This is a genomic window from Paraburkholderia sp. GAS199 (genome assembly GCF_050436585.1).
In the GTDB taxonomy this organism is placed as follows: Bacteria; Pseudomonadota; Gammaproteobacteria; order Burkholderiales; family Burkholderiaceae; genus Paraburkholderia.
In genome coordinates this window covers 1-18,552 of sequence record NZ_JBNDMM010000012.1, presented here as the reverse complement: position 1 = coordinate 18,552, position 18,552 = coordinate 1, and the positions used below count along the sequence as shown (strand labels likewise).

Genomic DNA, 18,552 nt, shown 5'->3' with positions numbered 1-18,552 from the left:
GCTAATTTCGAGACAGGCGCGGCGACGAATCTGAACGGGGCGCGAGGCAAAGGACCAGAAGTCGAAAAAGAAAGCAGCCGGAGGTGAAATCGGCAAGCCGGATCGTCGGTGTCAGTGCCGGCATCCCGGCAGGAGTCCGGCGCTCGCCGGCTACCGGCCACCAGTTACGAAGAAGATGTCGCGTTGCGGGGTTTTATGAGAATTGCAGTCCTGGATGACGATTCGGCCCAGGCCGACCTGGTTTGCCAAACGCTGTCGGCCGCGGGCCACATCTGCCACGCCTACGGCGCGGGCCGCGAACTGGTTCGACAACTGCGCCGCCAGACGTTCGATCTGCTGGTGCTCGACTGGAACGTGCCCGACATGTCGGGCGAAGAGGTGCTGCGCTGGGTTCGCGAGAGTCTGTCCGAGCGTTTGCCGGTGCTCTTCATGACGAGCCGCGGGCGCGAAACCGACATTACCTCGATCCTCAATACCGGCGCCGACGACTACGTCGTGAAGCCGGTTTCCGCCGCGGTGCTGCTGGCGCGCGTCGGCTCCTTGCTGCGACGTGCCTATCATCTGAAGCCGGCCGCGGCGAAGGAAGTTTTCGGCGAGTTCGAGTTCGACCTCGGCGCGAAGCACGTGACGGTGCGCGGCACGGCCGTTGCCGTCACGCAGAAAGAGTTCGAACTCGCGTTGCTGCTGTTCCAGCACCTGAGCCGACCGCTCTCGCGCGCGCACATCCTCGACGTCATCTGGAAACAGGCCACCGACATTCCGTCGCGCACGATGGACACGCACGTCTCGATGCTGCGCAGCAAGCTCGGCTTGCGGCCCGAACAGGGCTACCGTCTGATGCCGATCTACGGTTACGGCTACCGGCTCGAGCGCATCGAAGACGGCGCGCCGTCGCGCGCGGCCGATGAGCGTCCCGCTGCGGGGGACGCGTGACGGTTCGCGTCGATGCGGCGGCGCACGGCGACGTGCGCGTGTCCGCGAAAGGCCGCGGTGCGGTGCGCGCAGCCGCGCGTCTGCTCGCCATCGCGTGTCTCGCGCCGGGCCTGTCCGGCTCGTTGCAGGCCGGGCAGACGCAGGCCTCTGCGGCAATGCCTGCTTCCGGTGCGCGCAACGTCGGCAGCTATGTCACCTACATCACCCGCAACGGCGACACGCTGTACGACATCGCGGGCCGCTATCTGCGCGATCCGCGCGACTGGGCCGTGCTGAGCCGGCTGAATCACGTGAGCGCGCCGCGTCGCATGCCGGCGGGCATCGCGTTGCGCCTGCCGGCCGACAGGCTGCGGCAGAATCCGGAGTCGGCACGCGTGATCGCGACCAGCGGACCTGCCGATCATGCGTTCGGCAACGGTCCCTACGTACCGCTCGTGCAGGGCGCGACCCTCGGCGAAGGCGACCACATTCGCACCGGGCACGACGGCTTCGTCACGCTGGAATTGCCGGACGGTTCACACGTCACGCTGACGCAGGACGGCATGCTCGACGTCGGCTCGTTGCGTCGCACGGTGTTGACGGGCTCGGCGGACCGCATCCTGCAACTGCATCGCGGCGAAGTGCAAAGCGAGGTCACGCACGCCACGAAGAAAGACGACCGCTTCCAGATCCGTTCGCCGTCGGTGGTGGCGGGCGTGCGCGGAACGCGCTTCAAGGTCGCGTACGACGGCGACACGCGCATCACCTCGGTCGAAGTGCTGGACGGCGCGGTCGGCGTCGATCCGGCCGCGCGACACGATGCGCCCGCCATCCGGCCGGGCATGCCGCTGCAGGCGTCGGCGCAACTGGTGAAGGCGCGTTTCGGCAGCGTGACGCGTACCGGCGACACGGTCGGCGCGCCGCTCGCGCTGCTGCCCGCGCCCGCGCTCATCGCGCCGGCCAAAGTGCAGGACGGCAAAACCGTCGCCTTCGATCTCGTGCCGACCGAAGGCGCGCAGGCCTATCGCGTGCAGATCGCGCGCGACGCCGATCAGCTCGATCTGATTCGCGATCTGCGCGTGAGCGCGCCGCAAGCGGACTTCGACGATCTCGCCGACGGCACGTATTTCGTGCGGATCGCCGCGATCGACGCTCACGGGCTCGAAGGTCTGCCGCAGGTCTACGCGTTCGAGCGGCGTCAGGTCGGACTGGCCGCGTCGGGGGCGCCGCGCGCGGGCAGTCGCGACTACGAATTCCGCTGGTTCGTCAGCCGGTCGACGGGCGAGACGCGGTTCCGCTTCGTGCTGGCCGCCACGGCGGACCTGCGTCAGCCGATCGTCGATCGGACCGATCTGAGCGGCGGCGAACTGGTGGTGAGCGATCTGCCCGCCGGCGTCTATTACTGGACGATCGTCGCCGAGCAGTTCGACAATGGCCGCTTCTACGAGACGAGCAGCGCGGTGCGCTCTTTCACGCTGGCGCAGTGACGCCGCCGATCATCCAGAGATGACGTAACGCCTTGCCCAACACCTATTCGCGTCTGAGCCTCGATCCGCGCGCCCGTTTCGGACGGCGCGCCGGGCGGCGTTTTCTGATCGAATGGCTGGGCATCGGCTGTCTCGGGCTCGTGGTGATCCTGCTCGCGTCGCTCGGCCGGTTGAGCGCGAGCGTCGACCATCTGGTCTACGACGGCTTTCTCAGCCTGCGCGCGCAGCCGCTGCTGCCCGGCATCGTGGTGCTCGAAATCGACAACGCCAGCGTCGCGCAACTCGGCCGCTGGCCGTGGCCGCGCAGCGTCCACGCGAGCTTGCTCGAACAGATCGCGAAAGCGAAACCCGCGGCCGTCGTCTACGACGTACTGTTCACCGAAAGCAATCCCGAAGACGCCGAACTCGCGCGCGCGATGGCGCTGAGTCCCACCTATCTGCCGATCCTGCTGACGCCGCCCGACAGCAGCGGCCGCCGCGTCGCCGTGGAACCGGTCGCGCCGCTCGCGCGGGCGGCCGCGGGGCTCGGCCATATCAATCTCGAAGTGGATAGCGACGGCATCGTGCGCAGCGTGGCGCGCTTCGAAGGCGACGCGCAGTCGAGCTGGCCGCAGTTGATGGTGCCGGTTGCGGAATCGATCCAGGGCGGCGCGCTGCCGCTCGACGGTTTGCCGGCGCATCGGCCTTTCGCCAAACGCGAGCCGCCACCTGCACTGACCGCGGTCAGCGCCACACTCCGGACGAGTGCCACCGGCGCTGATGCGCGCGGCACCACGGACGAAAACCGTTTCCTGATTCCGTTCGGCACCAACGCGCAGAACTATCCGAAGCTCAGCTTTGCGAGCGTGCTGGCCGGCCAGGTGCCGGCCAGCGAATTGCGCGGACGCATCGTGCTGATCGGCGTGACCGCGTCCGGCCTGTACGACCGCTTCGCCACGCCCGTCTCGGGCGAGCTGGGTCCGCTGCCGGGCATCTACATTCATGCAAACGTGCTCGACACGCTGCTGACCGGCCGCGAAGTCGAGCCGGCCGAGCCCTGGGTTCTGGCCGTCGCCTCGCTTTTGCCGCTGGCCGCGTTGCTGGCCGGTTTCCTGGTGTTGTCGCCGCGTCGCTCGCTGCTTCTGACCGGCGCGCTGTGCATGCTGGCGGCCGCCGGCAGCGCAGCGCTGCTTTACAGCGCGCGGACGTGGATGTCGCCGGTGCCGGCGATCGTCGGCATGATCGTGGTGTATCCGATCTGGAACTGGCGCCGGCTCGAAATGACGGTGGCCTACCTGCGCGTGGAATTGCAGCGCCTCGCCGACGAACCGCATCTCCTGCCGCAGACGCCGCAGCGCAGCCGCGAGTTCGGCGGCGACGTGCTCGAACAGCACATGGCGCTGATGGCGCAAGCCGCGCAGCGCGTGCAGGACATGAAGCGTTTTGTCTGGGACAGTCTGGACAGCGTGCCCGAGCCGATTCTCGTCAGCGACATACGAGGCGTGGTGCTGATCGCGAACCACGCGGCGCGGGCGCACTTCGCGCGGGTCGAGGCGATGCTGCCGGAAGGCCGCCCGATGCAGGCGGTGCTCGGCGGTCTGACGCTGGTCAAGACGATCGATCGCGGCGCGCCGTCCGACGCCGACGACAACCGGCTCGCCCACGCGCACTGGCCCGCGCTGCTCGACCCCGCGCGCCACGAATTCGCCGCGCTGATGACGCAAGGCGTCGAGGTGCGCGACGCCGACGGGCGCGACCATCTGCTGCGCTATGCGAACTGCACCAACGCCGAGGGCGAAACCACCGGCTGGATCGCCGGCCTCGTCGACGTGTCGGCGCTGCATGCGGCCGAGCGTCAGCGGGAAGACGCGCTGCGGCTGCTGTCGCACGACATGCGCTCGCCGCAGGCATCGATCATCGCGCTGGTGGAACTCGAACGCGCGCGTGCCGAACCGGCGCTCGCGCCCGGCTTGCTGGAGCGGATCGAACGTTATGCGCAGCGCGCGCTGACGCTCGCCGACGACTTCGTGCAACTGGCGCGCGCCGAGTCGCAGGCGTACGTACTGGAGCCGGTGAGCCTGACCGAGCTGACCATCGACGCCTGTGACGAAGTCTGGCCGCAGGCGCACGCCAAACGCATCACGCTGCACACAGAAGGCGGAGACGCGGCGCACTGGATCTGCGCCGATCGTTCGCTGATGACGCGCGCGCTCGTCAACATCCTGAACAACGCGGTCAAATACAGTCCGCCCGACACGCGCATCACGTGCAGCGTCGGCAGTACGCCGGACACATCGAACGCCCGTGTGTCCTGCACGATCCGCGATGAAGGTTATGGCATTCCGGAGGCCTTGCAGGCCGGACTGTTCGAGCGCTTCCGGCGGTTTCACGAAAAGGACCGGCCCGACGTGGGCGGCGCCGGACTCGGCATGGCCTTCGTGAAAACCGTGGTGACGCGTCATGGCGGTGACGTTCACGTCGTCAGCGCGACGGGCAAGGGCACCGCCTTCACCATCGATCTGCCCGCGTGGGACGAGGCGCAAGCCGAGCCACCCGCACAACTGCTTTGAAGAGCGTACCGACATGCACACGCCATATTCCGACCGACCCGCCAGACCTCGTCCACAGCTAACCATGCTGATCTGTGCCGCGCTGGCCGCGCTCGGTCTCGCGGGCTGCGCCGGCTTGAGCGCCGATGTTCACACGACGCCCGCGCCGGTGGCGCTGCAGGGCGAGCGCAGTTATTCGATCGCTCGCATGCCGTCGCAGGATGCGAGCGCGGATCACCCGCAATTCGAAGCCTTGCTGCGCGACGAACTGGCGAACAACGGCTTCGTCGAGTCGGCGGCGCCGTCCGCGCGCTATCTGCTTTCCATCGCGTACGACACGCGTCCGTTGACGGTGAGCGTGGGCGCGGCCGACATGGCGAAGACGGCGGATTGCGCGTATGCATGCGAGCGGCCGCCGCAGCCCACGTTTTCGCTGTTCGGCGGACGCGCGTACCAGCACGCGCTGACCCTGCGGTTTTTCGAGCGCGCCAGCGGCCGCGAGGTCTACAAGGTCAGTGCAACGAGCAGCGATCGCGACGGCGATCCGTTGCACGCCATGCCGGCGCTCGTGAAAAGCGCGCTGGCGAAGTTTCCTTTCGATGCGCCGCCGGACTGGCGCGTCAAACTGCGGGTGACGGAAACGGGCCGCGCGCCGGAGGTGGTGTCGGTGACGCCGCTGCCGCGCTGAACGCGCGGCGTTGCAACGCCGACCAGCCTCGCGCGACGAAGCGTCAGCCGGGCGGCGCGTCTTCGGGCCAGAGGTTGTCGAACACGCAGTCTTCGAGCGGCAGGCGGCTTGCCCAACGCTCGGTTTCCAGCATCGGCTGATCGTAGAACCGGTCTACGTGACCAAGGCACAAAATCGCCACGGGACGCGCGCCCGGCGGCATCCGCAAGAGCGTTCGCACGGCGTCGACGTCGAACAGCGACACCCAGCCCATGCCGAGACCTTCGGCGCGCGCCGCGAGCCACATGTTCTGGATCGCGCACGCGACCGATGCCAGGTCCATTTCCGGCAAGGTGCGACGTCCGAAGATATGCCGCTCGCGGCCGTCCATGAGCGCCATCACCAGCAGTTCGGCGCACTCGCGCATGCCTTCCACTTTCAGCTTCATGAACTCTTCGCGGCGCTTGCCGAGCGCATCGGCCGTGGCGAGCCGTTCCGTTTCGACGGCGGCGTGCAGGCTCTCGCGCAATGTGGGATCGGTGATGCGCGCGATGCGCCACGGCTGCATGTAGCCGACGCTCGGCGCGTGATGCGCGGCGTCGAGCAGGCGGCGCAGCACGGCCGGATCGACCGGATCGGGCACGAAATGACGCATGTCGCGCCGTTCGTGGATCGCGCGGTAGACGGCGTCGCGTTCGGAGTCGTTAAAAGGCTTCGCCATGGAACAGGGCGGCCGTGAAGGCCGGGTTGGAGGGCCAATAGGCATGCATGTACGTCGCCACGATGGCGCCGACGCGGTACACCGCTTCGCCGGGCAAGTCTCCCGGCGCATTGCCGGGCGGCCGGCTCGCGTGACGCAGCGGCGCGAGCGGGGTGCTCAGCTTCGAATAGTGGAAGGTGTGGCCGGTCATCGGACCGTGCAGTCCGTCGATCTGCTGCATGCCGAGCGCGCTGAAGCGCTTCTGCAAGGTAGCGTCGCCAGGCAACAGGCCGAGCATGGACGTGGTGACGCCGTTTGCGTCCGTGAGACGATCGAGCAGATAGAGCATGCCGCCGCATTCGGCCACGAGCGGTTTGCCGGCCTCGGCGTGCGCGTGGATGGACGCCGCGCTCCGCGTGTTGCGCGCGAGTCGGCCCGCATGCAATTCCGGATAGCCGCCCGGCAGGTAGAGCGCATCGGCCGTGTCCGGCACAGGCTCGTCGGCGAGCGGCGAGAAATAGCTGAGCTCTGCGCCGAGCGCGTGGAGCAGCGCGATATTCGCCGGATAGATGAACGAAAACGCCGCGTCGCGCGCAATCGCGATCCGCTTGCCGGCGAGCAAGGGCGGCGGCACGTCGGCGCACGGCGCGCCGAACTCGACGGGCGGCGGCAGCTCCGCCAGCGCGGTGTGCGCGAGCGCGTCGGCGGCGCGTTCGAGACGCGCCTCCAGATCGTCGATTTCAGCGGCCTGATGCAGTCCGAGATGACGATCGGGCAACTCGATTCCGGCGTCGGCGGGAAGATGGCCGCACCAGCGCAAGTCGGACGGCAGCGCTTGCGCCAGCATCTGCGCATGACGCGGCGAGCCGACGCGATTGGCGAGCACGCCGAAGAACGGCACCTGTTCACGGAAATGCGCGAGGCCGAAGGCCACCGCGCCGAACGTCTGCGCCATCGCCTTGGCGGAAATCACGGCGAGCACCGGTACGCCGAACACGGTGGCGAGATCGGCGCTGCTCGGGGTGCCGTCGAACAGACCCATCACGCCTTCGATCAGGATCAGATCGGCTTCGGCGGCGGCCTGCGCGAGCAACGCGCGGCACGCGGATTCGCCCACCATCCACAGATCGAGCGACAGCACCGGCGCCCCGCTGGCGCGCGCAAGAATCATCGGGTCGAGAAAGTCCGGGCCGGTCTTGAACACGCGCACGCGCAGACCGCGGCGCCGGTGATAGCGCGCGAGTCCCGCCGTGATCGTGGTCTTGCCCTGACCGGAGGCCGGCGCGCTGATGAACAGCGCGGGACATGCACCGGCAGCGTTACCCGACGAGGCCGCGGCCATCTGTCAGAACTCCACGCCGGCTTGCGCTTTCACGCCTTGCTCGCGATACGGATGCTTGACGATGCGCATTTCGGTGACGAGATCGGCGGCCTCGATCAGCGCGTCGGGCGCGTGACGGCCGGTCACGACCACGTGCAGCATGGCCGGGCGCGCGTTGAGCACGCCGAGCACTTCGTCGAGCGGCAGGTATTCGTACTTCAGGACGGTGTTCAGTTCGTCGAGAATCACCATCTGGTACTCGCCGCTTTCGATCATGCGGCGCGCTTCGTCCCAGCCTTTGCGGGCGGTGGCGATGTCGGCGTCGCGATTCTGCGTGTTCCAGGTGTAGCCGTCGCCCATCGTGACGAAATCGCATTGCGCGATGGCGCCGAGGAAGTCGCGCTCCGACGTGTGCAGCGCGCCCTTGATGAACTGCACGACGCCAAGACGCATGCCGTGTCCCAGCACGCGCACGGCCATGCCGAAGGCGGCCGTAGTCTTGCCTTTGCCCGTGCCCGTGTTGACGATCAGCAGGCCTTTTTCATGCGTGGCGGCGGCCTGCTTTTTCTCGTGGCCTTCGCGCCGGCGCTCGGTCATGCGTTGATGGGATTCGGGATCGGTCTTCATGGACGGTCCTGTGAAAGATCGGGTTGGAGTTGAGTCGTGGCAATCGCAACCGTGACGTTGCCGAAAGCGGTTTTAGGCAGCGCGAGCGCGACTGTGGCGCCGCACATCTGCGTGGCCGCGAGCACCGCGCAGGGCTCGCAGACGCCGTCCACGCCGAGATGCGTGCGGGCGGCGCAGGACGCCAAGCCCGGCGCGCCGAGGTTCGCCGCGGCGGCAATCTCGGCCCGGCCGAACAGGGTCAACGGCAGCGCGTGACGGGTGCAGAATTCGCGCAGGCCGGCTTCGTCCGATTTCAGATCGACTGTTGCGACGACGCCGACGCCCGCCATGTCGTGCACGCCGAGCGAGCCGAGTGCCGCCTGCACGGCCGCTTCGATCTGCGCGGCACTCGCGCCGCGGCGACAACCGATCCCGACGGTGAGCGTTTTCATTGCGGCTCGCGGCCAAGGTCGTCCACGCGCTGTGTGCGCGGCAAGGCCAGCGACGCCACGCCGCCGATCACGACGATGGCCGGCGAGCCGAGTCCGGCGTGCGCCACGGTGCCGGCGAAATCGCGCAGCGGCGCGAGCGCGTGCCGTTGCTCGGGACGGGTGGCGGATTCGATCGCTGCGCATGGCGTGTCGGCGCTCATGCCGGCCGCGAGCAGCGCGGCGGCGATATCGTCGAGCCGGCGCATGCCCATGTAGATCACGAGCGTCATGCGCGTCGCGACGAGCGCCTGCCAGTCGGGCTCGGCGCTGCCCGCGCCGTGACCGGTCACGAATACCACGCCCTGCGCGTGATCGCGATGCGTAACGGGAATGCCGATCGCGGCGGGTGCCGCGATGCCGGCCGTAATGCCGTTGATCACTTCGACCTCGACGCCGGCCTCGTGCAGCGCCTGCTGTTCCTCGCCGCCACGGCCGAACACGAACGGATCGCCGCCTTTCAGACGCGCCACGCTGCGCCCGGCCTGCACATGCGCCAGCATCATCGCGACGATGCCCGCTTGCGGCGTCGACGGATGACCGCCGCGCTTGCCGACGTAGACCACCTGCGCGTCGGCGCGCGCGAATTGCAGCACGTCGGGATTCACCAGATCGTCGACCAGCACCACGTCGGCTTCGCCGAGCGCGCGGCATGCCTTGAGCGTCATCAGTTCGACGTCGCCGGGACCGGCGCCGATCAGCCAGGCGCGGCTCATCGCGGCGCGCATGGCACGCGCCATGTCGTGACAAGGGGAAGAGGTCGGACCGTGAAGACGGCCCAGCGGAAATAAGAGGTCATGCAGCACGACAGATTGCACACGCCGGCGCCGCCATTCGCCGCGAAGTCGTCGAACACTCATCGAACTGAGCATTTCGCGGGCGAACGGGTGTGCCGCAACGTGTTCCAGCGCCTTCGCATCCGTCCCTCGCGGATTCCGGCGTCCGGCAGCGTGGGGTTCGCCGCCTCCGCGTCTGGCCGGTATCCGGGCTGGCGGCCTCATGCGCTTTGCCTTCCCGTCCGGTTCGCCGGACAGTGGCATTGCTGAAAACGCATGCGCGTGGCCAGACTGTCGAGCCTGGCGACGCAGGTCGCTTACCGTTGCGGGGACAGCACAGGTTGAGCGCGCAGCGCGCTGCCTGTTTCCCGTTTAACTGCGCATGCGAACGCATGCGCGGGCACCAAACGCGCGCATACGATAGCACACGGGATGCCTTTGAAGTACCCCGCGCGGCACGCTCCCGCCGACGTCCGGACGCCCGTGTTTCCTTGACGTGGCGGGGTGGCGAGCCTAAACTCGCACGCACTTTGGTGCTCGTGTGCGCGCTTTGCGCGTACGCAGTTAAACGGGAAACAGGGTGCCTGTCGCGCGAGCGGCCGGCTCGACCTGTGCTGCCCCCGCAACGGTAAGCGAAATGCGGTGCTGCTGGATTTTTCAGCGCCGCGGAGCCGGCTTCGATGTCCACGCGCAAGGCCGCGTCGGCATATCACCACTGGACGAGAAATCACTCGTCCGGGAAGGGGAAGCGGCGCTTTCGCCAGCCCGGATACCGGCCAGAGAAGCAATGACGAACGCCGCGGGGATGCGGCGTCGCGCTCATGATCTCATTCCTGTTTTTCGTTGCTCCGGCAACGCCGTTTTTCGTCCCCGTGCGTGAATATGCGTTGGCACATTTGTGTAGGCGCATTCGAGCTGCCGCAGGGCGAAAGCCGTGTATGCCGACCGATGCCTCGCACGCGGACGCGAACGTGCCACTCCTACGGATGGACACTACGATGCAAACTCAACTGCGCAAGATTCCCGTCACCATCGTCACGGGCTTTCTCGGCAGCGGCAAGACCACGCTGCTGCGCCACATTCTTCAGCATGCGCAAGGCAAGCGCATCGCGGTGATCGTCAACGAGTTCGGCGAACTCGGCATCGACGGAGAAATCCTCAAGGGCTGCGGCATCGGCTGCGACGAGAACGGCGTCGAGACGGAAGGCCAATTGTATGAACTGGCGAACGGCTGCCTGTGCTGCACCGTGCAGGAAGAGTTTTTCCCGGTGATGGAAAAGCTCGTCGAGCGACGTGGCGAAATCGATCACGTGCTGATCGAAACCTCGGGTCTTGCCTTGCCCAAGCCGCTGGTGCAGGCATTCAACTGGCCGCAGATCAAGAACAGTTTCACCGTGGACGCGGTGGTGACGGTAGTGGACGGTCCGGCTGCAGCGAGCGGCCAGTTCGCCGACAACCCGGTCGCCGTGGACGCGCAACGCAAGGCCGACCCGAATCTCGATCACGAATCGCCGCTGCACGAATTGTTCGAAGACCAGCTGTCCGCCGCCGATCTGGTGATCCTGAACAAGACCGATCTGCTCGACGAAGCGCAGCAGGGCGCGGTGGAAACGCTGATTCGCGAAGAGATTCCGTCGCAGGTGAAGATCGTGCGCGCGCATCTGGGCCAGCTCGACCTGCACACGCTGCTCGGTCTCGAAGCGGCGTCGGAGGAAACGATCCATCTGCGCCACGATCACCACGGTTCCGCCGAGGACGCCGATCATCACCACGACGAGTTCGATTCGGTGGTGGTGCAGGCGAACGCGAGTTCGCGCGAAGCGGTCATCGCGGCGTTGCAGTCGCTGGTGGAAAGCAACACGATCTATCGCGTGAAGGGTTTCGCCGCCTTGCCGGGCGCGCCGATGCGCCTCGTGATTCAAGGCGTGGGCCGCCGTTTCGACAGCTATTTCGATCGACGCTGGCAAGCCGGCGAACTGGAGCGCATCCAGCATTCGAGCCGCTTCGTGCTGATCGGCGAAGACCTCGACCAGGCCGCGCTGCAACGCGCGTTCGACGCTGCGCTGGCCGCCGCGCTCGCCGTGCCGTCGAACGAAGCGCAACAGGCCTGACGCCATGCATCTGCTGCGCACGACGCCGGGCGGTTTCGTCGACGACACGCAAGGCGTCATCCGCATCGATCAGCGGCCTGCCGAGATCGTCGTGCTCAGTTCCGCCGACACCACGCTGTCGCTGCTCGCGAGCGTGGTGCCGCGACTCGGCGACGGTTTTCCGAGCGTGCGTCTGGCGAACGTCACGTATCTGCGGCAACCGGCGTCCGTCGACTTTTACGTCGACGACGTGTTGCAGCATGCGCGCGTCGTGGTGGTGGATCACCTCGGCGGCGAGGCTTACTGGCCGTACGGCATCGAGCAGGTGGTGGCGCTCGCCGAACGTAACAAGCAGACGCTCGCCATGTTCTCCGGCGATCTGCAGGAAGATCCCAATCTGCTCGCGCGCAGCACGGCCGACGCGGCGCTGTGTCATCAACTGTGGCGTTATCTGCGCGAGGGCGGTCCGCAAAACGCGGAGGCATTCCTGCGCTGTATCGCGTTCCTCGAATTCGGTCACGGCCGCGAACCGGCGCCGCCGCGCGTGCTGCCCGCTGCCACGCTCTACCACCCGCAACTCGACACGCCCACGATTGCCGACTGGCAGGCGCGCTGGCGCGAGGGCGCGCCGGTCGCGGCGATTCTGTTCTACAAGGCGCATCTGCAGGCGGCCAACACGGCCGTGTTCGACGCGCTGATCGACGCGCTCGACGCGCAGGGCCTCAACCCGCTGCCGATCGCGATCACCTCGCTAAAAGACGCCATGAGCCGCGACGTGGTGCAGCAGTTGTGCGCGCAGCACGAGGTCGCGCTGGTGCTCAATACCACGGCCTTCGCCGCCTCGGCGATCGACGATCCCGAGCCGCTCGCGCTGGCCGGCGACGCGCCGGTCCTGCAGGTGATCCTGAGCGGCGGCAATCGCGAAGACTGGCTCAAGGACAATCACGGCCTGAATTCGCGCGATATCGCCATGCATGTCGCGCTGCCGGAAGTGGACGGACGCATCATCACGCGCGCCATCAGCTTCAAGGGGCTCGCCTATCGCTGCCCGCACACCGAAGTGGACGTGGTGCGCTATCAGCCGGATCAGGAACGGATCGGTTTTCTGGCCGAGCTGAGCCGCCGCTGGTGCCGCCTGCGCACGCTCGACAATGCGGAGAAAAAGCTCGCGCTGATTCTCGCCAACTATCCGATGAGCGAAGGACGCATCGGCAATGGCGTCGGTCTGGATACGCCTGCTTCGGTGGTCGGCATTCTGTCGGCCTTGCGCGATGACGGCTATCGCCTCGCCGGGCTTCCCGCGGACGGCGACGCGCTGCTGAAAAAACTGACCGAAGGCGTGACGAACGATCCGGTCGTGCGCGATCTGCGTCCCGCCTTGCAAAGTCTCGCGCTCGACGATTATCTGACGCACTTCGCGCGGCTTCCGGCCGACGCGCGCAACGCGCTGAACGCGCGCTGGGGTCCGCCCGAACAGGACCCGACCTTGCGGCGCGGACGCTTCATGATCGCGGGCTGGCGCTGCGGCCAGGTGTTCGTGGGAATTCAGCCTTCGCGTTCGCGCGAACAGGGCGACTACGCGAGCTATCACGACGCCGAGCTGGTGCCGCCGCATGCGTACCTGGCGTTCTATTTCTGGCTGCGTCATCAGTTCGGCATCGACGCGGTGGTCCACGTCGGCAAGCACGGCAATCTGGAATGGCTGCCGGGCAAGAGCGTCGCCTTGAGCAACGCGTGCTGGCCCGATCTGATTCTCGGGCCGATGCCGCATCTGTATCCGTTCATCGTCAACGATCCCGGCGAGGGCAGCCAGGCGAAGCGCCGCGCGCAGGCGGTGATTATCGATCACCTGATGCCGCCGCTGACGCGCGCCGAGAGCTATGGTCCGCTGCAGGATCTGGAGCGGCAGGTGGACGAATACTACGAAGCGCTGATGGTCGATCCGCGCCGCGCGAAGCTGCTGCGGCGCACGATACTCGCGACCATCGTCGAACACCGTCTGCATGAGGAGCTGAGTCTCGCGCAACCGTCCGGTGAAGACGACGAAGACGTGCTGCTGACGCGGGTCGACGCCTGGCTGTGCGAGTTGAAGGAAGCGCAGATTCGCGATGGCCTGCACACGTTCGGACAGTCGCCGCAAGGTGTGCAGCGGCGCGACACCTTGCTCGCGCTCGGGCGCTTTCCCGTCGGCGACGGACAGAACGGCAAGGCGGGTTTGATCGACGCGTTGGCGCGCGACCTGCACATGGATCATTTCTTCGATCCGCTCACGGTGGACTGGAGCGCGGCATGGACGGGGCCGCGACCCGCCATGCTGGCGCGCGTGAGCGATGCGCCGTGGCGTCATTGCGGCGATACGCGCGAGCGCCTGGAGTTGCTCGCCGCGCAGCTGTTGCGTGACGTGTGCGGCGATTCGCAGTCGGAAGCCGGCGACGAGTTCGCGGCATTGCCGCACACCGAACGCGTGATCGAGCGCTTGCGCGACGATATCCTGCCGCGGCTCGACGCCTGCGGCCGCGAGGAAATGCGCAATCTGAAGCGCGGCCTCGAAGGACGTTTCGTGCCGCCCGGACCGAGCGGTTCGCCGTCACGCGGACGTCCCGACGTCTTGCCCACCGGTCGCAACTTCTATTCGGTCGACACGCGTGCGGTGCCGACTCAGGCAGCGTGGTCGCTCGGATTGAAGTCGGCGCAGCAACTGATCGAACGGCATCTGCAGGAGAAGGGCGATTATCCGCGCGCCATCGGTTTGTCCGTGTGGGGCACGGCCACCATGCGCACCGGCGGCGACGACATCGCGCAGGCGCTGGCCCTGCTCGGCGTGCGGCCGAAATGGGCGCCGGGCAGCCATCGCGTGACCGACTTCGAGATCATGCCGATCGAGGCGTTCGATCGTCCGCGTATCGACGTAACCTTGCGCGTATCCGGATTCTTTCGCGACGCCTTCGCCAACGTCATGCATCTGTTCGATGCGGCCGTGCAGGCCGTGGCCGAACTCGACGAACCCGACGATCTGAATCCGATCCGCGCGCGCGTGCGGCGCGAGCGCGATGCGTTGATCGCGCGCGGCATGGACGCGACCGAAGCCCGTACGTGCGCCGGCTGGCGTGTTTTCAGTGCGCGGCCCGGCGCTTACGGCGCCGGCTTGCAAGACATGATCGACTCGCAGCAGTGGGACGGCGACGCCGATCTCGCCGGCGCCTATCAGGCGTGGGGCGGCTTTGCGTACACGCAGAAAAGCGCCGGCGTGGAAGCGCGCGACGCCTTCGGCACACGACTCGCCGCGATGGACGTGGTGCTGCAGAATCAGGACAACCGCGAACACGATCTGCTCGATTCGAACGACTACTACCAGTTTCAGGGCGGCATGGTCGCGGCCGTGCGGCATCTCGCGGGCAGCCAGCCGAGCGTGTATCACGCCGACCACAGCAATCCCGCCGCGCCGCGCGTTCGCACGCTGCACGAGGAAATCGCGCGGGTGATCCGCTCGCGCGTGGTCAATCCGAAGTGGCTCGACGGCGTGAAGCGTCACGGCTACAAGGGCGCGGCTGAAATTGCCGCCACGGTGGATTATCTGTACGGCTACGACGCGACGGCGCGCGTGGTGGCGGATCATCAATATGCGCTCGTCGTCGATGCCTATCTGAACGACGCGGACACCCGCGAGTTCATGCAGCGGCACAATCCGCATGCGTTGCATTCGGTGTGCGAGCGATTGCTCGAAGCCATGCAGCGCGGTTTGTGGCAGGCGCCGGGCGACTATCGCGCGCAGGTCGAACAGCATCTGCTCGCGAGCGAGCAGCAGATCGAAGGAATGCAAACATGAACGCAGCCACCCAGCGGCCCGCTTTTCCCTTCGCCGCGCTGATCGGTCAGGCGTCGTTGCAACAGGCGCTTTTGCTCGCGGCGATCGATCCGGGACTCGGCGGTGTGCTCGTCAGCGGACCGCGCGGCACGGCGAAATCGACGGCCGCGCGCGCGCTCGCCGAACTGTTGCCCGAGGGTCAACTGGTGAATCTGCCGCTCGGCGCGAGCGAGGAGCGGCTGATCGGCACGCTCGATATCGAAACCGTGCTACGCGACGGCTCCGTGCGCTTTTCGCCGGGGTTGCTCGCGAAGGCGCATCGCGGCGTGTTGTACGTCGACGAAGTGAATCTGCTGCCGGACGCGCTCGTCGATGCCTTGCTCGATGCGGCGGCCAGCGGCGTCAACACGGTCGAGCGCGACGGCGTTTCGCACAGCCACGAAGCGAGCTTCGTGCTGATCGGCACGATGAATCCGGAAGAGGGCGAACTGCGTCCGCAACTGATCGATCGCTTCGGTCTGATGGTGGAATTGCAGAACTGCTTCGACGCGCCGGTGCGTCAGCAGATCGTCAAGACACGGCTCGCCTTCGATCTCGATCCCGCGAGTTTTCGCGCGGACTATGCCGGGCGGCAGGCCGATTACGTGGCGCGTATTCGCGCCGCACGCGAAGCACTGCCGCGGCTCGCGCTCGACGATCGCGTGCATGCGCGTGTCAGCGAGTTATGTATCGAGGCCGCCGTGGACGGCTTGCGTGCCGATCTGGTGATGCTGCGTGCGGCGCGGGCGCTGGCCGCGCTGGAACAGGCGGCGGAAGTCACGACGGCGCACGTCGAGCGCGTGGCCGACGCGGTGCTGGCGCATCGGCGGCACGAGCACGGCGCGCAGCAGGATCAGCCGGCGCGCGCCGACGACGGGCATCAGCCGCCGGCGGCGGCGCAGGAAGCCGGGCAGGAAGCCGCGCAGGCCGGCGATCCTCGCGAAGTCCCCCGACCCGATGCCGAAGGCGATTGGGGCTATATGCCGCCGCAGCCCGCCGGTGTCACTCAGGTTAAAGGCGTTGTCGCGCTGCGCGCAAAAAAACGCTGAGCCATCGGAAGGGCGCCGCCGCTGACTCGCGCAGCGGTTTTCGATGGCGGCAAGGTGCCGGTGCGGGCTCGCGCGGCCGCACCAGGGGCGGGCCGGGCAGACGCATCGACTGGCTGGGCACGCTTGCCGCGACGCGCGGTGAACCGTTGCGCGGCGAGCATCTGCGATACGTACCTGAGATGCCGCGTGGCGGCGTGTTGCACTGCTTCGTGCTCGACTGCTCGGGTTCCATGCTGGCAGGGCAGCGTCTCGCGCTTGCCAAGGGTCTGCTGGTCGCGTTGTTCGATCGCGCCAGTGCCGCGCGTGCCGAGGCCGCGCTCGTGTGTTTTGGCGGAGCGGGCGCCGATCTGCGTTTTGGTCCGGCCGTGCCGCGCTGGTGGAACGAGCGCTGGCTGCGGCCAGTGGGCGGCGGTGGCGGCACGCCGTTCGCGTCGGGTGTGCGGCGCGCGGCGCAACTGCTGGAGCAAAGCGCCCGCCGCAAGCCTGCCCAGCAGCGCTGGTTGTGGATCCTCACGGACGGGCGCAGCAGCGATCGGCCTGTGCGCCCGTCGGCGGCGGACGAAATCGTATTCGTCGACTTCGAGCGGGAGGCGGTGCGTCTGGGGCGTTGCGAGGCGCTCGCCGACGCCTGGGGCGCGACGTACGTGACGCCGCAGACGCTGGCTGGCCAAGATTGACGGGCTGAGCGGCTGCGTGGTGCTCAGCCCGGGCACATGCGCTTATTTCACGCCGTTCGACCAGTACAGCACGTCGTCCTGGCGATCGAACACGAAAACTTTCATTGCCATCTGTTGAGCCGCGTCGAGCTGGTCGAGTTCCAGACCGTGGGTGGTCGGCTCGCCCGGCTCGTTGGGCTTCTGCACATTGCGGATCACCGCCGTGGTTTCGATTTCGGTGTCCAGATCCGACGACTTGAGGCGATACGCCACGCGCAGACGGTCGCCGACCGCGCCGAGCGTCCACGAGGCATTCAGCGACATGCCGACTGCGCTGATGCCCTTGGCCAGACCCAGACCTTCATACGACTCGCCCGTTGCGCCGATGCCGAAACGCACGGCGAGATGCGAGCGCACGCGGATCGACTTACGCTCGCGCAGACGACGGATCACACCGGGTTTCGACAGCACGACGTAATCGAACGGCGAGCGGCAAACCGCCTCGACGGTGCATACGAAGCGGAATACCGCCTGGCTCGCAATGGCGACGACCTCGATGTTCTCGTTCAGACCGAGCTGGAGCATGCGCCCTTCGTGCATCGGCGGCGTGATGAAGAGCGCCTGATTCGGAGCGAATCCGATGATGCGGCATGGATGCATCGGCGCGCCGCTGCCCAGTTGCGCGCGGATGCCGATCAGTGCGCCGATGGCGAGATGCATATCCTTGAGCGACAACTCGCCGGTGTGCTCGGCGGCCGGCGGCGCGGCGGGTTCCTGCGGCGGGACGGTCTCGAGCAGGTCGCCGCGCTGCGGGGCGAAGTGTTCGAACAGGAATTTGCGTTCGTCGGTCGTCGCAAGAATGGCGCCTTGCGCGAACAGCAGCGTGCCGTCGGCGTCCGCGATCGGCCATTCCAGCGCCGTGCCGACCGGCACGGCGGCGAGTTCGAGGACCGGCGACTGCGCGGTCGACGGCGCGGCTGTCGTTGCTTCCACGGCTACACTTTCTGCCTGATTTTCCATAATTTGGTGATTGGATAAGTGGCGGGATAACCCAGTTTACGGCCGTTGCGGCTTTGGACTTTAATTTTTGTCCAAGCTTTCGAAATCTTTTCGCGGAGTCGCGATGGCGCGGCCGGTTGCGGTTGTTCTGGCAGAGCTTTTGTCATTGTCGGACGAGGTACCCGGCGATCGGTTTTGAAGAGTCCTTGCGTCGCTTCGCGGCACGCGAATATTTGCTTCGGATGCCGAACTAAATTGAGTGTGCTGAAGTTCTCTGCATTTTTCAGTGCTCGAACTTTTTGAAAATAATTTCGCGAATAGGGTTGACGGGGTGCGGAGGCGCATCGCATAATTCGCCTCCCGTTTGATGACGGACGCGAAGAAAGCAGAGCTTCTGAGCGAATGATCTTTAAAAATTAACAGCCGATA

At 66.9% G+C, this 18,552-nt stretch carries 15 protein-coding genes and 2 riboswitches; of the genes, 8 read left to right on the top strand and 7 right to left on the bottom strand.

The features are described 5' to 3' along the window. Positions 1 to 195: 195 nt before the first annotated feature. The 4 genes from P3T18_RS33485 to P3T18_RS33470 all read left to right on the top strand — a co-directional run bounded on the left by P3T18_RS33485 (position 196) and on the right by P3T18_RS33470 (position 5,615). Complete coding sequence (locus P3T18_RS33485; RefSeq protein WP_429304268.1) at positions 196 to 933, top strand: response regulator transcription factor; 738 nt, start codon at positions 196 to 198, stop codon at positions 931 to 933. Further along, entirely contained in the window at positions 930 to 2,399 is a 1,470-nt protein-coding gene (locus P3T18_RS33480; RefSeq protein WP_429304267.1) for a FecR domain-containing protein, read from the top strand. The genes P3T18_RS33485 and P3T18_RS33480 overlap by 4 nt, the downstream gene beginning before the upstream one ends. 32 nt (positions 2,400 to 2,431) lie before the next feature. Next, positions 2,432 to 4,948 (top strand): CHASE2 domain-containing protein, encoded by a 2,517-nt coding sequence (locus P3T18_RS33475; protein WP_429304266.1) that lies wholly within the window; start codon positions 2,432 to 2,434, stop codon positions 4,946 to 4,948. Between the two features lie 64 nt (positions 4,949 to 5,012). After that, entirely contained in the window at positions 5,013 to 5,615 is a 603-nt protein-coding gene (locus P3T18_RS33470) for a DUF4136 domain-containing protein (RefSeq protein WP_429304265.1), read from the top strand. 43 nt (positions 5,616 to 5,658) lie between these two features. Here the strand turns inward: P3T18_RS33470 and bluB are convergent, their stop codons facing one another. From bluB to cobA, 5 genes are read right to left on the bottom strand one after another with little or no spacing between them, the layout of a single operon-like run. Continuing rightward, on the bottom strand, positions 5,659 to 6,315 hold the full coding sequence (gene bluB, locus P3T18_RS33465) for a 5,6-dimethylbenzimidazole synthase (RefSeq protein ID WP_429304264.1): 657 nt from the start codon (positions 6,313 to 6,315) through the stop codon (positions 5,659 to 5,661). After that, the gene (locus P3T18_RS33460; RefSeq protein ID WP_429304263.1) at positions 6,299 to 7,636 is read right to left on the bottom strand and encodes a cobyrinate a,c-diamide synthase; all 1,338 of its coding nucleotides are present in this window, start codon (positions 7,634 to 7,636) and stop codon (positions 6,299 to 6,301) included. The genes bluB and P3T18_RS33460 overlap by 17 nt, the downstream gene beginning before the upstream one ends. A gap of 3 nt (positions 7,637 to 7,639) precedes the next feature. Next, a complete protein-coding gene (gene cobO / locus P3T18_RS33455; protein ID WP_429304262.1) occupies positions 7,640 to 8,242 on the bottom strand; it encodes a cob(I)yrinic acid a,c-diamide adenosyltransferase in 603 nt (200 codons plus the stop codon). Further along, positions 8,239 to 8,673, bottom strand: a complete 435-nt coding sequence (locus tag P3T18_RS33450) for a cobalamin biosynthesis protein (protein WP_429304261.1) — start codon at positions 8,671 to 8,673, stop codon at positions 8,239 to 8,241. Before P3T18_RS33450 ends, cobO begins: the two co-directional genes overlap by 4 nt. Beyond that, positions 8,670 to 9,425, bottom strand: a complete 756-nt coding sequence (gene cobA / locus P3T18_RS33445) for a uroporphyrinogen-III C-methyltransferase (protein WP_429304448.1) — start codon at positions 9,423 to 9,425, stop codon at positions 8,670 to 8,672. The genes P3T18_RS33450 and cobA overlap by 4 nt, the downstream gene beginning before the upstream one ends. Positions 9,426 to 9,666: 241 nt before the next feature. Then, positions 9,667 to 9,908, bottom strand: a riboswitch (cobalamin riboswitch). 91 nt (positions 9,909 to 9,999) lie between these two features. Then, positions 10,000 to 10,280: riboswitch (cobalamin riboswitch) on the top strand. Positions 10,281 to 10,483: 203 nt separating this feature from the next. On the opposite strand from cobA, the gene cobW reads away from it, so the two are divergent. From cobW to P3T18_RS33425, 4 genes are read left to right on the top strand one after another with little or no spacing between them, the layout of a single operon-like run. Further along, entirely contained in the window at positions 10,484 to 11,596 is a 1,113-nt protein-coding gene (gene cobW / locus P3T18_RS33440; protein WP_429304260.1) for a cobalamin biosynthesis protein CobW, read from the top strand. 4 nt (positions 11,597 to 11,600) lie between these two features. Then, positions 11,601 to 15,401: a cobaltochelatase subunit CobN gene (cobN, locus tag P3T18_RS33435; protein WP_429304259.1), complete on the top strand. Its 3,801-nt coding sequence runs from the start codon at positions 11,601 to 11,603 to the stop codon at positions 15,399 to 15,401. Next, positions 15,398 to 16,468: an ATP-binding protein gene (locus P3T18_RS33430; RefSeq protein WP_429304258.1), complete on the top strand. Its 1,071-nt coding sequence runs from the start codon at positions 15,398 to 15,400 to the stop codon at positions 16,466 to 16,468. Before cobN ends, P3T18_RS33430 begins: the two co-directional genes overlap by 4 nt. After that, positions 16,465 to 17,145: a vWA domain-containing protein gene (locus tag P3T18_RS33425; RefSeq protein ID WP_429304447.1), complete on the top strand. Its 681-nt coding sequence runs from the start codon at positions 16,465 to 16,467 to the stop codon at positions 17,143 to 17,145. The genes P3T18_RS33430 and P3T18_RS33425 overlap by 4 nt, the downstream gene beginning before the upstream one ends. Positions 17,146 to 17,187: 42 nt before the next feature. Here P3T18_RS33425 and P3T18_RS33420 read toward each other — a convergent pair whose 3' ends face one another. Together P3T18_RS33420 and P3T18_RS33415 are read right to left on the bottom strand one after the other, a co-directional pair. After that, positions 17,188 to 18,144, bottom strand: a complete 957-nt coding sequence (locus P3T18_RS33420; RefSeq protein WP_429304257.1) for a flagellar brake protein — start codon at positions 18,142 to 18,144, stop codon at positions 17,188 to 17,190. Between the two features lie 60 nt (positions 18,145 to 18,204). Continuing rightward, the coding region (locus P3T18_RS33415; RefSeq protein ID WP_429304256.1) for a hypothetical protein at positions 18,205 to 18,552 on the bottom strand (348 nt) is incomplete at its 5' end.

Coding starts and splice junctions, on each gene's coding strand:
- P3T18_RS33485 (WP_429304268.1), top strand. CDS start 196: ATGAGAATTGCAGTCCTGGATGACGATTCGGCCCAGGCCGACCTGGTT.
- P3T18_RS33470 (WP_429304265.1), top strand. CDS start 5,013: ATGCTGATCTGTGCCGCGCTGGCCGCGCTCGGTCTCGCGGGCTGCGCC.
- bluB (WP_429304264.1), bottom strand. CDS start 6,315: ATGGCGAAGCCTTTTAACGACTCCGAACGCGACGCCGTCTACCGCGCG.
- P3T18_RS33460 (WP_429304263.1), bottom strand. CDS start 7,636: ATGGCCGCGGCCTCGTCGGGTAACGCTGCCGGTGCATGTCCCGCGCTG.
- cobO (WP_429304262.1), bottom strand. CDS start 8,242: ATGAAGACCGATCCCGAATCCCATCAACGCATGACCGAGCGCCGGCGC.
- P3T18_RS33450 (WP_429304261.1), bottom strand. CDS start 8,673: ATGAAAACGCTCACCGTCGGGATCGGTTGTCGCCGCGGCGCGAGTGCC.
- cobA (WP_429304448.1), bottom strand. CDS start 9,425: ATGAGCCGCGCCTGGCTGATCGGCGCCGGTCCCGGCGACGTCGAACTG.
- cobW (WP_429304260.1), top strand. CDS start 10,484: ATGCAAACTCAACTGCGCAAGATTCCCGTCACCATCGTCACGGGCTTT.
- cobN (WP_429304259.1), top strand. CDS start 11,601: ATGCATCTGCTGCGCACGACGCCGGGCGGTTTCGTCGACGACACGCAA.
- P3T18_RS33430 (WP_429304258.1), top strand. CDS start 15,398: ATGAACGCAGCCACCCAGCGGCCCGCTTTTCCCTTCGCCGCGCTGATC.
- P3T18_RS33420 (WP_429304257.1), bottom strand. CDS start 18,144: ATGGAAAATCAGGCAGAAAGTGTAGCCGTGGAAGCAACGACAGCCGCG.